The organism is Streptomyces spongiae (assembly GCF_009377185.1).
GTDB lineage: Bacteria > Actinomycetota > Actinomycetes > Streptomycetales > Streptomycetaceae > Streptomyces > Streptomyces spongiae.
In genome coordinates this window covers 1-12,184 of sequence record NZ_VJZC01000295.1, presented here as the reverse complement: position 1 = coordinate 12,184, position 12,184 = coordinate 1, and the positions used below count along the sequence as shown (strand labels likewise).

The window sequence follows — 12,184 nt, the reverse complement described above, 5'->3', positions numbered from 1 at the left end:
CCCCGTACGTCCCCGACGGGTCCACCGCGTCGGGCCGCCCCCCGGACTCGCACGCCGCCAGCCCCGCCCAGTTCAGATGATCCGCCCCCCGCACGGACATGGGCATCGGCTGCGTCCCCACCTTCACGACCTGCGCCACCGGCTCACGCACCACCTCGGAACGGATCCGCCGCGGCTTCTGCCGGACGCCGTTGACGGTACGCACGGAGTACGTGACGCGACGCACGCCCGGACGCCCCGCCTGCTCCACGACCTCCGTGCCCTGGAAGAGGGCCGGGTCGTCCGTGCGACGCACGTCGAACGGGATCGGCTCCTCGCGCACTTCCCTCGTCCCCGTGATCCGCAGGACCGTCACCGTCTGCCCGTCCCGCGGAAAGCCGCCCTGCGGAACGGACGTCGTGTCCTGCCCCTGCAGCGTGATCCCGGCCTCCTCCACGGCCTCCCGCACGGTCGCCGCGTTCGTACGGATCGTCCGCGCCCGCCCGTCCGCCATGATCGTGACCGTACGCTCGGTGCGGACGTCCAGCGCCAGCCCCTCACGCCCGATCCGCCGGGAGCGCGAGGCCGACACGTACGCCCCTTCCGCACGCACCCCGAGCTGTTCGAGCGCCCCGTCCACCGTGTGCGCCGTCGTCCACACCCGGCGCCGCGCTCCGTCGAGCGTGAGGTGCACCGGCCGCCCGTAACGGACCGCGATCTCGTCCCCGCTGGCCAGGGCGGTGCCCGGCGCGGGCGCCACCACGTCGTGGGAGCCCACGGCGACGCCCTCGTCGGCGAGCAGTTCGGTCACGTCGTCCGCGAAGGTGTGCAGGGTGCGCGGCCTCCCGTCGACGCTCAGCTCGATCGCCTTGTCCTTGGCGACGAAGGCGGACGTGCCGCCCGCGAGGAACGCCACGACCAGCGCCTGCGGGACCAGGCGGCGCAACGGCACGGGGCCCCCGGCGGCACGTCTGCGGCGCGACGCCCGCCGGGGACGGGCCCGGCCGCCGGGTCTCCCGGGTGCCGGGTCCTCCGGCCGGGACACCACCGCGTCGGCCGCCGTCTCGTAGGCGTAGGCGTAGGCCGGACGGTACGTGTCCTCGTACGGGCCGTAGGGGAGGGTCGCCGCCGTGTGGGTTCCGGAATCGTCGCCGTACGACGCAGGGACGGGGATCGGCCCGTACGCCTCGCCGTACCTATCGCCATACGTCTCGCCATACGTCTCGTGCTGCGCTCTGCTCACGACGACACGCTCCTCGGGAGGCCACAGGCCGGATCGGGCGACCGCAACCTAACGGAACGGCCATCACTCTCCAAAGCAACGTGACTACGCAGCGTGGCGACACGGGCCCGCATCCAGTGACGTTGATCACTCGAATGGCCCAGGGGCTGTGCCGGAAGCGTTAGCCCTCAGTAATCAAACGCCCGCGCAGTGTTCGCCCCGATAGCCGTCGCCAGCGCGTCCTCGCCGATACCCCGCACGGCGGCCATGGCCCGCACCGTGACCGGAATGAGATACGGCGCGTTGGGCCGTCCGCGGTACGGCGCCGGGGTCAGGAAGGGCGCGTCGGTCTCCACGAGGACCAGCTCCAGCGGGGCCACGGCGAGGGCGTCGCGCAGCGGCTGGGCGTTCTTGAAGGTCATGTTGCCGGCGAAGGACATGAAGTAGCCGTGCTCGGCGCACACCTCGGCCATCTCCGCGTCGCCGGAGTAGCAGTGGAAGACCGTGCGGTCCGGGGCGCCCTCCTCCTTGAGGACGCGCAGCACGTCGGCGTGGGCGTCGCGGTCGTGGATGACAAGTGCTTTGCCCTGCCGCTTGGCGACCTCGATGTGGGCCCGGAAGGACCGCTCCTGCGCCGCCTTGCCCTCGGGCCCGGTGCGGAAGTAGTCGAGCCCGGTCTCGCCCACGGCCTTCACGTGCGGCAGCGCGGCCAGCCGGTCGATCTCGGCGAGCGCCTCGTCCAGGGCCGCGTCCCCGCCGGGCTCCCGGGCGCCCTGCCGGGACCAGCCGTCGGGGTCGCCGTGGACGATGCGGGGGGCCTCGTTGGGGTGCAGGGCGACGGCCGCGTGGACGTTCTCGTACTCCTCCGCCGTCGCTGCCGCCCAGTGGGAGCCCTTCACGTCACAGCCCACCTGCACGACCGTGGTCACTCCCACCGACGCGGCCTTGGCGAGGGCCTCCTCCACCGTGCCGGACTGCATGTCGAGGTGGGTGTGCGAGTCGGCGACGGGGACCTGAAGGGGCTCGGGCAGCGGCGGCGCGGCGTTCTTGTCCCGCGCGTCCTGTCGGCCGGAGGTGTTCGAAGGCATGCCCCGATCCTACGAAGGAGGCATGCCCTCACGGCGTCCGGTGGCCGGTGGCCGTCAGCTCGCCCGGCGCTGGAACGGGTGCAGAAGGTCGGACAGATGCCAGTGATGGTCCTTGGCGTCCCTGGCGTCCTTGGAATCCTGGCCCTCGGCCGACTCCCCCTCCACAGAGGCATCCTCCGCCCGTGTCTGCCGCGGCACGGGACGGGGCTGCCGGTGGAGGTGGCTCTGCACGGAGGACACCTGCCCCGCCTTCATGATGCGCACCACGTGGTTGTCGCAGTTCTGGCAGGTGGGCTTGGACAGCGGCGAGGGGACGACCCGTCCGTCCGCCACGTACATCACGAACTCCTGGCCTTCGCCGTCGATGTGGTGCTCTATCTCGTACGACTGCTCCCAGCCGTGCCCACAGCGCATGCAGGCGAAGGAATAGGACTCGTGGACGACTGCGGTCGCCGTTTCGCGGTGGCCGATCTGCCCTGCGATCTCGGTCATGCCAGCTCCTGTTCTCCGCTGGACAAGCACCCACGGCGCGGGATTCCCCCTTGAACCCCAGTGGGGGCGGGGGACGGGTGCGTCCCCCGCCATCCAGTGGACTGCTCCATGGGTACGAGCGCATCAGCCCTGTCGAGTGTTGGCCCCGATTTGGCGTTCCCTTGTGAGAACCCCCCTGACACCAGCCCTGAGCTTTGCTTTCACCGGGGCGCTTTTACACACGCATGGGGCGCAGGGGCGCACAAAGGGGCGCGCAAGCGCCCCTAAAAGGGGCGCGGGGAACTGCGCGATCAGCCACAGGTCACCTGCAGCTCAACAAACCGCAGCGACCCCCACAGCGCCCCTACTGCGTCTGCGGATCGTCCGGATCCCCCGGCAGCTCGATCTCCGGTGACGACGGTGTCTCGACCGGCTCCGAGGTCGTCACCTCGCCCGACGGAGTCTCCTCGGGACTCGACTCCGGGCTGCTCTCCGGAGCAGACGTCGTCGGCGCCTTCGTGGTCGGCTCGTCCGACGGCGTGCTCGACGGTGACTCGCTCGGCGTCGGCGTCTCGGTGGGCTGGACCGCCGCGCCCTGGTCGGTCTCCAGGTCGAACTTGGTGACCTTGCCCATCGCACCGAAGGTGTACGCGGCCCAGATCTGCGCCGGGAAGCCACCGCCGTTGACGCGTCCCTTGCCCGGCAGCGTGCCCGTGGCGCCCTGAAGGGTGACCTGCGCGTGGGTCTTGGCGTCCTCGCCGAACAGGCCGACCGAGGTGACCAGGCCCGGGGTGTAGCCGGTGAACCAGGCCGACTTGTTGTTGTCCGAGGTACCGGTCTTGCCGGCGACCTGCTGACCGTCACGGGAGGGGTTGTCCCGCACCGACGTACGGGCCGTACCGTCGTCGACCACGCCGGTGAGCACCGAGGTGACCGTGTCGGCGGCCTCGCGGCTGATGACCTCTTCACCGATCGGGTTGGGGAACTTGACCGTGTGGTCCTTGTGTTCGGCCGAGGCGACGAGGGCGGGGGTGACCTTCTTGCCGTGGTTGTCGAGGGTGGCGTAGACGCCGGCCATCTGCAGCGGGCTCGCGCCCATGGTGCCGAGGGTCTGGGCGGGCACCGCCTGCTCGTTCTCGACGTCCATGCCGAGTTCGCCGGCGACCTTCATGACCTCGTCCATGCCGACGTCGACGCCCATCTGCGCGAAGACGGAGTTGATGGACTGGTTCATGGCGGTCTGTACGGTGACGTCGCCGTAGTTCCGGTCGTCCTCGTTCGGCGGGGCGAACCCGACCTTGTTGCCGTCGCTGTCCACGACCGGCCGCTTGCTGGTGCCGTCGTAGATCGTCTTGGCGGTGATCGGGTCGCCGCCCTGGGTCTTGGCGTCCTCTTGCAGGGCCGCGGCCAGGATCAGCGGCTTGAAGGTGGAGGCGGGCTGGTAGTCGGTGCGCGTGGCGTTGTTGGTGAAGTGCTTGGTGTAGTCCACGCCGCCGTACATCGCGAGGACCTTGCCGGTCTTCGGGTCGACGGACACGGCACCGGCCTGGACGTCGCCGTCGACGGAACGCTTCTTCGCGTCCAGCTTGCTGGTGAGGGTGTCCTTGACGGACTTCTCCAGCTGGGCCTGCTTCTTCTTGTCGATGTTCAGGGTGATGGTCCAGCCGCCCGCGTCGACCATCGCCTTGGCGTCGTCCATGTCGTTCGCCGAGCCGTCGGCGACGAGCCGCTTCGCCAGATCGTTGTTGGCGGCCTGCACCAGGTATCCGGTCTGGCCGTCGAGGCCCTGCGCGCCCTGGGGGTCCTCCGGCACGGGGAACTTCATGGCGTCGCGCTTGTCGGCGTCGAGCCAGTTCTCCTCGACCATGTTGTTCAGGACGTAGTTCCAGCGCTGCTTGACCAGCTGCTTGCCGGTCTTGCTGGCGGCCGCCCAGTCGTACTGGCTGGGGGCCTGGAGCAGCGCGGCCAGGTAGGCGCCCTCGGCGACGTCGAGGTCCTTGGCGTCCTTGCGGTAGTACGCCTGGGCTGCGGCCTGGATGCCGTAGGCGCCGCGGCCGTAGTAGCTGGTGTTGATGTAGCCCGCGAGGATGTAGTCCTTGGACCTCTGGCGGTCCACCTTGAGCGAGATCACGAGCTCTTTGAGCTTGCGGGTGACCGTCTGGTCCTGGGTGAGGAAGTAGTTCTTGACGTACTGCTGGGTGATCGTCGAGCCGCCCTGCTTGCCCTTGCCGGACAGCGTGTTGAGCAGACCGCGTGCCGTGCCCCTGAGGTCGATGCCGGCGTCCTTGTAGAAGGACTTGTTCTCGGCGGCGACGAACGTGTACTGGACGGGCTTGGGGACCTGGTCGAGGTCGACGATCTCGCGGTTGACGTCGCCCTCGCGGGTGAGGGTCTTGCCGCCCGCGTACTTGTAGATGTTGCTCTGTTCCTGCGCGAGGGCGTTGCCCGGCGGGATGTCGATGACCAGGTAGAGGACGATGAAGGCGCCCATGCCGAGCAGGCAGAGTCCGAGGAACGTGCCCAGGAGCTTCTTCCAGGTGAAGAAGCGGCGTATGCCGCCCTTCCCTGAACTCCTGGAAGCGGCTGCCCGTCTGGAGGCTCTCGTCCCGGTCGTGCCGGTCGTGCCGGCTCCGACCGAACCGGAGGCGGCCGCCCTGGACGAGCTCTTGGGCGCCGCGCGGCGGCCACCGCGCTGTCGCGCTCGTCTCTCTTCCGCTCGTCCCATGCCGCTTCCTTCTCGATTTCCTTCTCGTACGTCACTCGCGTGTGTCACCGGCCAGCGTAGAAAGCTAACACCGCGCCCTGTGACAAACGACCGTCGATCCCGGCTTTTCGGGACGTGACAATCAGCACCCGACCCGTAGGTACCGACGTGCCAACAGGCCGGAAGGTTGCCCGTCGGGCTCACAAGCACCGACAGGCTCAGTAGCAGAACCGTGACAATCGCCCGTGACCTGCGGGGTCGGCACCCTGGACCCCGGACCGCCCAGGACGGGTATACGCACGGTGTATACGCCGTATGTATAGTCCCTGCCATGTCCATCGGTCACACACTCCTCGGGCTCCTGGAGTCCGGGCCCCGCCACGGTTACGACCTGAAGCGGGCCTTCGACGAGAAGTTCGGTCACGACCGGCCGCTGCACTACGGCCAGGTCTACTCGACGATGTCGCGACTGCTGAAGAACGGCCTCGTCGAGGTCGACGGCGTCGAGCAGGGCGAGGGCCCCGAGCGGAAGCGGTACGCGATCACCGAGGCCGGCATCACGGATGTCCGGCAGTGGCTCGCGACACCCGAGAAGCCCGAGCCGTATCTCCAGTCGGTCCTCTACACCAAGGTCGTCCTGGCCCTGCTCACCCACCGGAACGCGGCCGAGATCCTCGACACGCAGCGCTCCGAACACCTGCGCATGATGCGCATCCTCACGGACCGCAAGCGCAAGGGCGACCTGGCGGACCAACTGATCTGCGACCACGCCCTGTTCCACCTGGAGGCCGATTTGCGCTGGCTCGAACTCACCGCCGCCCGTCTCGAGAAGCTCGCCCAGGAGGTGGCCCGATGACACCCGCCGGCTCCCTGCTCGTCGCGACCGACCTGCACAAGGCCTACGGTCCGACCACGGCCCTCGACGGCGCCGAGTTCTCCATCCACCCCGGCGAGGTCGTCGCCGTGATGGGCCCCTCCGGCTCGGGCAAGTCGACGCTGCTCCACTGCCTCGCCGGGATCGTGACGCCCGACTCCGGGTCGATCACGTACCAGGGCCGCGAGATGGCCTCGATGAACGACACCGAGCGCAGCGCGCTCAGGCGCAGCGAGTTCGGGTTCGTCTTCCAGTTCGGCCAGCTGGTGCCCGAGCTGACCTGCGTCGAGAACGTCGCCCTGCCGCTGCGTCTGAACGGGACCTCCCGCAAGGAGGCCGAGCGCACCGCCCTGTCCTGGATGGAGCGTGTGGAGGTCGACGACCTCAAGGGCAAGCGGCCCGGTGAGGTCTCCGGCGGTCAGGGGCAGCGCGTCGCCGTGGCCCGCTCGCTGGTGACGAACCCGCGCGTGCTGTTCGCCGACGAGCCGACCGGCGCGCTCGACTCCCTCAACGGCGAGCGGGTCATGGAGCTGCTCACGGACGCCGCCCGGTCCGCCAACGCGGCCGTCGTCCTGGTCACGCACGAGGCGCGGGTCGCCGCGTACTCGGACCGGGAGATCGTCGTACGGGACGGGAAGTCGCGGGACATGGAGCGGGTCGTATGAGTGCCGGCCAGTGGGCGCGCGACCTGGCGATGGGTGTGAGGTTCGCCTTCACCGGGGGCCGCGAGGGGTGGGTGCGCGCCACGCTCACCGCGGTCGGGGTCGGGCTGGGAGTGGCGCTGCTGCTGCTCACCTCGGCGATACCGACGATCCAGGCCACGCGGGACGACCGCGAGGACGCCCGGGACGACATCGGCCTCGTCTTCCACGAGGAGACCACCAAGACCAAGCCGTCCGACAAGACCCTGGTCGTCGCCAACACCGACACCGATTACGACGACAAGGAGGTCCGCGGGCGGCTGCTGGACCCCGACGGACCGCGGGCGCCGGTACCGCCGGGACTGAAGAAGCTTCCCGCCACGGGGGAGATGGTCGTCTCCCCCGCCCTCGCCGACCTGCTGAAGTCGGACGACGGGAAGCTGCTGCGTGAGCGGCTGCCGTACCGCGTCGCGGGCACCATCGCCGAGCCCGGTCTGGTCGGCCCCGCCGAACTCTCCTACTACGCGGGCGCCGACGGGCTGGCGGAGCGGATCAACGGGTCGAGCGTGGGCCGCATCGAGCACTTCGGAAGCGTGACGGACCAGTCCGGCGGGGAGGAGCTGGACCCGGTCCTGCTGCTGCTCATCCTGGTCGTCCTCGTGGTGCTGCTGATGCCGGTCGCCGTCTTCATCGCCACGGCCGTACGGTTCGGCGGCGAGCGCCGCGACCGCCGGCTCGCGGCGCTCCGGCTGGTCGGCGCCGACGGCCGCATGACACGCCGGATCGCGGCGGGAGAGGCGCTCGCCGGGTCGGTCCTGGGGCTGCTCTTCGGCGCGGTGTTCTTCCTGATCGGCCGTGAGATCGCCGGTACGGTCGAGGTGTTCGGCATCAGTGTGTTCCCGAGTTACCTGAACCCCTCCCCCGCGCTCGCCGCGCTGATCGCCGTCGTGGTCCCGGCGTCCGCCGTCCTCGTCACCCTGTTCGCCCTGCGCGGGGTCGTCATCGAGCCCCTCGGCGTGGTCCGCACGGCCAAGCCGCCCCGGCGCAGGCTCTGGTGGCGGCTGCTCCTGCCGCTCGGCGGTCTCGCGCTGCTCTACCCGATGATCGGCCAGGGCTCGGAGAACGGGAACTTCAACGAGTACATGGTCACCGGCGGCGTCGTCCTCCTGCTCGTCGGTGTCACCGCCCTGCTGCCGTGGGTCGTCGAGGCGTTCGTCGCACGGATGGGCTCCGGCTCCGTGTCCTGGCAACTGGCCGTCCGCAGGCTCCAGCTGAGCAGCGGCACCGCGGCCCGCATGGTCAACGGCGTCGCGGTGGCGGTGGCCGGCGCGATCGCCCTGCAGATGCTGTTCGTCGGCGTCGAGGGCGAGTACACGAAGGCGACGGGCAAGGACACCACCCGCGCCAATCTGGAGATCAACCTGCCGTACGACGGCCAGGTGACCGCCGTCGGGGAGAAGCTCGGACGGACCAAGGGCGTACAGGACGTCATGGCGGTCTCCACGGGCTACGTCGGTGACAAGCGCTCCGACCCGGACCTGGCCTCGACCGTCACGGTCGGCGACTGCGCGGCCCTGCGGGAGATGGCGAAGCTCCCCTCCTGCCGTGACGGCGATGTCTTCGTGGCGGGGAACGAGGACGATCAGGACTCCGAGAAGCTCGCCCAGCGCGGCCGCACGGTGTACTTCGACCCGTCCTACGACTCCGACCCCGCCAAGCAGATCCCCTGGACGGTACCGGGTGAGGTGAAGAAGGCCCAGACGCGCGCGGATTCCCTGCGGCCGAGCGTGTGGGGGCTGTTGGTCACACCGTCCGCCTTGTCCGACAAGGTCGCCCCCGCGCTCGAGGGTGCCGCCTACGTGCGCCTCGACCCGTCGGTGCCGGACGCGTCCGACCGGGTGCGGAACACGGCGGCTGCCATCGATCCGCTGGCGACGGTCTACAAGTGGAAGTCGACAGAGCAAGCCAGTGAGTACGCGGCCATCCGCACGGGTCTGTTCGTCGGCGCGACCTGCGTGCTCGTGCTCATCGGCGCGAGCCTGCTGGTCTCGCAGCTGGAGCAGCTGCGCGAACGCAAGAAGCTGCTGTCGGCCCTGGTCGCCTTCGGCACCCGGCGCCGCACGCTGAGCCTGTCGGTGCTGTGGCAGACCGCGATCCCCATCGCGCTGGGCCTCCTCCTCGCCTCCGTGGTGGGCCTGACCCTGGGGGTGGTGCTGCTGAAGATGACGTCCGTCCCGGTGGTCGTGGCCTGGTCGAGCGTGCTGTCGATGACGGGCGTCGGCGCGGGTGTCGTCGTGGTGGTCACGCTGTTCAGCCTGCCGCCGCTGCTGCGGCTGATGAGGCCGGACGGGCTGCGCACGGAGTAACGCGGCAGTCGTACGGTGAGGGCCCTCTCCACGCCGGAGGGGGCCCTCACCCGTGCGCTCACAGGCTGTGGTTCTGCACCACCCGCCGTGCCTGGGCGAAGAGCATGCCCACGTTCACCGACTTGCGGCAGACGACCACGGCCACCACGTCCTGCTGGTCGTTCATGCGGATGAACAGGTGGGTGAGGTTCTCGCTGTTGACGAGGACCTCCTGGAAGAAGTGCTGGTCGCTGGTGACGCCCCGGCGCTCCTTGAACACGTCCTCGATCATCACGACCGTACGGCCCTGGAACAGGTCGAGGGTGGCTCCGGCGAGCAGGTCGAGGACCTCCGGCGGGTGGCTCTCGACCGTCTCGTACGACAGCAGCATCCCGGTCGACATATCGACGACACCGGAGGCGACACAGTCGGGGGTGTCGCTGCGCAGTGCTTTGACCAGGCTCATCACCTGGTCGGAGAAGTTGGACGTCATGCGCTTGGTCGCCATCCCCTCACACCGCCCCGACCGCGGGGGCGGGCTCGCGCCCGGCACCGGCCGAGGTCAGGATCGCGTCGATACGGGCAAGGGCCGGACGGGCTTCCTCGTGCAGCCGGTCCACGTCGATGCCCTCGTCTCCCAGGACCACCAGCAACGCGGTCTCCCCCACCGCGTAGAAGGCGGCACAGCCCTGGCTGCCGTGGGTCACCGTCTGGCGCAGGGTGCCGCGCCCGGTCGCCTCCGCCGTGCGGCGGGCCAGCCCGAGTCCCGCGGCGGCGATCGCGGCGAGGCCCTCCGGGTCGATTCCGCCGGCGATGTCGGCCGCGATGAGCAGTCCGTCGGCGGCGGCCACGGCCGTGTCGGTGACGCCGGTGACCTGTTCGCGCAGGCCCCGCATCTCCCTGGTCAAAGCCTCGTGATCCATGTGCGTGAACTCCCTGACGTGGTCGTGCTTCTCTGTGTTCTCTGTGTTCTCCGTGTGCGGGGCCGTGTCCCTGTCCCTGTCCGTCAGGTGCCGGAGTCCGGGGTCCAGATGCGGTGCCGCAGACGGAAGAACCCTTTCCAGCTCGCCGCCCCGCTCTTCGTTGCGGCGAGAGTCTCGGTGATGCCACTGGCCCCCGGCTCACGCCGGGGAAGCTTCCGGGGTGTGTCGAGCCGTACGACTGCCGTCGGCTCCGCTGGTTCTGCTGGTTCTGCTGGTTCTTCGGGCCGCGGGGGTCCTGCTGGTTCTTCTGGTCGCGGAGGGTCTTCCGGTGCCATGGCGACGAACTGCCGTACGGGGCTCAGGGCACCCGTGGGCGGTGTGCGGACCGGGAACGGCAGGACCGTCGGCGGGGCGTCCTCGCAGCGCAGGAGGCCCTCGGCGAGCATGCGGGCGAGTTCGACGGTGACGGCGTAGACACCGCGGCCGGTGGTGAAGGCCAGGTCGCGGGCGGTGCGGCGGCCGTCGGCGTGGGTGAGGATCTCCCGCCGGGTGGGCGGCAGCCGGAGGTCGTCCGCGTCGGCTCCGGACGCCGGGAGGGGCCGTTCGCGGTCGGGCAGGACCGGACAGGGCAGCGCGGCGAGGGCGATGAGCTTGCGGGTCGCCTCCTGCAGCAGCCGCAGCGGACTCTCGCCGACCGCGACCGGCGCGAGCGGGCCGGAACCGGAGGGCTCGGCGAGGGGTTCGACGCCGTCCACGCGGCCCGCGACGACCGCGAACACCGCGTCCTGCAACGCCATCATGCGGACCACCCGCAGCTGTGCGGCGCCTGCGTACCCGTGTGCGACCAGTCCCGCCTCCGGCCAGCGCCCGGCCCCGGGCTCACGCAGCAGCCCGTCCCACTGCTCGCCGCTGATGCGCCCCGAACGCAGCAGCAGCGCCTCGGGGCCGGGCGCGCCCGGGCTCTCGACGGCGACGACGAGCCCGCCCCGGAGGTGGAAGGCGCCACCGGGTCTCCCGGACACACGGAGCTCCCCGGTGGCCACGTCCCGCCCGCACTCCGCGAGGGTCCGTGACAGCAGGCCGTACCCGACCCGGTCGAGGGAAATCCGACGGTCCGTCACCACTCCCCTTCATCCCCCTGACCTGTCGCACACACGGCTGACGTGTAACTCCGAGGGGGTAGATGTAGCAGCCGGGAAGTGTGGGGCGGCGGGAGTCGCGGTACCTGCCGCTACCTGACGGAAGATGAAACGTACGGCCGCCCATTGGTCGCTGTTCGAGCGCTCATTTGATCGAATACGGGCCGTTTCTTGCTGGGTTTCCCGAGAGCCCGAGGACCCGAGAGGGAGGATGTCCCGCATGTCACTCGACTCCCTCACGTCCTCGATACCGGACTACGCCAAGGACCTGCGCCTGAACCTGGGCTCGGTCATCGGCGGCTCGGCCCTGTCCCCGCAGCAGCTGTGGGGCGCGGTACTGGCGACGGCGATCGCTGCGCGCTCGCCGTTCGTGCTGCGCGAGCTGGCGCCGGAGGCGAGGGCGAACCTGTCGCCGGAGGCGTACACGGCGGCCAAGCAGGTCGCCGCGACGATGACGATGAGCAACGTCTTCCACCGCACACGTCATCTGCTGTCGGACCCCGAGTACGGCACGCTGCGGGCGGGGCTCCGGATGAACGTCCTGGGCAACCCCGGGGTCGACAGGGTCGACTTCGAGCTGTGGTCCCTCGCGGTCTCCGCCGTCAACGGCTGCGGTGCCTGCCTCGACTCCCACGAGCAGGCCCTCCGGAGGGCGGGTGTCGACCGCGAGACCGTCCAGGAAGCCTTCAGGATCGCGTCAGTCGTCCAGGCGGTCGCGGTGACGCTGGACGCCGAGGCCGTCCTGGCCGAGTAGTCGGCGGGACCGCTCCAGTTCCTCGCCCCCCGCCGCCCCTACCC

Annotated in this window: 11 protein-coding genes; 4 read left to right on the top strand and 7 right to left on the bottom strand. The window is 70.2% G+C overall.

The genetic code is table 11. The features are described 5' to 3' along the window. The 4 genes from FNH08_RS30785 to FNH08_RS30770 form a co-directional block, all read right to left on the bottom strand. A partial coding sequence (locus FNH08_RS30785) for a ubiquitin-like domain-containing protein (protein WP_322725804.1) occupies positions 1–1,222 on the bottom strand: 1,222 nt, incomplete at its 3' end. 167 nt (positions 1,223–1,389) lie between these two features. Further along, the gene (locus FNH08_RS30780) at positions 1,390–2,289 is read right to left on the bottom strand and encodes a TatD family hydrolase (protein WP_152774800.1); all 900 of its coding nucleotides are present in this window, start codon (positions 2,287–2,289) and stop codon (positions 1,390–1,392) included. A 54-nt stretch (positions 2,290–2,343) separates the two neighbouring features. Then, positions 2,344–2,781, bottom strand: a complete 438-nt coding sequence (locus tag FNH08_RS30775) for a hypothetical protein (protein ID WP_152774799.1) — start codon at positions 2,779–2,781, stop codon at positions 2,344–2,346. A gap of 343 nt (positions 2,782–3,124) precedes the next feature. Beyond that, positions 3,125–5,485 (bottom strand): transglycosylase domain-containing protein, encoded by a 2,361-nt coding sequence (locus FNH08_RS30770; protein WP_152774798.1) that lies wholly within the window; start codon positions 5,483–5,485, stop codon positions 3,125–3,127. Positions 5,486–5,795: 310 nt separating this feature from the next. Between FNH08_RS30770 and FNH08_RS30765 the strand changes: the two genes are divergently transcribed. Genes FNH08_RS30765 through FNH08_RS30755 form a run of 3 tightly spaced genes read left to right on the top strand, consistent with a single transcriptional unit; the run spans position 5,796 to position 9,345 of the window. Then, the gene (locus FNH08_RS30765; RefSeq protein ID WP_152774797.1) at positions 5,796–6,320 is read left to right on the top strand and encodes a PadR family transcriptional regulator; all 525 of its coding nucleotides are present in this window, start codon (positions 5,796–5,798) and stop codon (positions 6,318–6,320) included. Further along, positions 6,317–7,003 (top strand): ABC transporter ATP-binding protein, encoded by a 687-nt coding sequence (locus tag FNH08_RS30760; protein WP_152774796.1) that lies wholly within the window; start codon positions 6,317–6,319, stop codon positions 7,001–7,003. Before FNH08_RS30765 ends, FNH08_RS30760 begins: the two co-directional genes overlap by 4 nt. Further along, positions 7,000–9,345: an ABC transporter permease gene (locus FNH08_RS30755; RefSeq protein ID WP_152774795.1), complete on the top strand. Its 2,346-nt coding sequence runs from the start codon at positions 7,000–7,002 to the stop codon at positions 9,343–9,345. The genes FNH08_RS30760 and FNH08_RS30755 overlap by 4 nt, the downstream gene beginning before the upstream one ends. Positions 9,346–9,403: 58 nt before the next feature. Here FNH08_RS30755 and FNH08_RS30750 read toward each other — a convergent pair whose 3' ends face one another. The 3 genes from FNH08_RS30750 to FNH08_RS30740 all read right to left on the bottom strand — a co-directional run bounded on the left by FNH08_RS30750 (position 9,404) and on the right by FNH08_RS30740 (position 11,368). Further along, a complete protein-coding gene (locus tag FNH08_RS30750; protein ID WP_152774794.1) occupies positions 9,404–9,832 on the bottom strand; it encodes a hypothetical protein in 429 nt (142 codons plus the stop codon). A gap of 4 nt (positions 9,833–9,836) precedes the next feature. Next, entirely contained in the window at positions 9,837–10,247 is a 411-nt protein-coding gene (locus FNH08_RS30745; protein WP_194238670.1) for a roadblock/LC7 domain-containing protein, read from the bottom strand. Between the two features lie 83 nt (positions 10,248–10,330). After that, positions 10,331–11,368 (bottom strand): MarR family transcriptional regulator, encoded by a 1,038-nt coding sequence (locus FNH08_RS30740; RefSeq protein WP_322725803.1) that lies wholly within the window; start codon positions 11,366–11,368, stop codon positions 10,331–10,333. 238 nt (positions 11,369–11,606) lie between these two features. On the opposite strand from FNH08_RS30740, the gene FNH08_RS30735 reads away from it, so the two are divergent. Further along, complete coding sequence (locus FNH08_RS30735; RefSeq protein ID WP_152774793.1) at positions 11,607–12,140, top strand: alkyl hydroperoxide reductase; 534 nt, start codon at positions 11,607–11,609, stop codon at positions 12,138–12,140. Positions 12,141–12,184 lie beyond the last annotated feature (44 nt).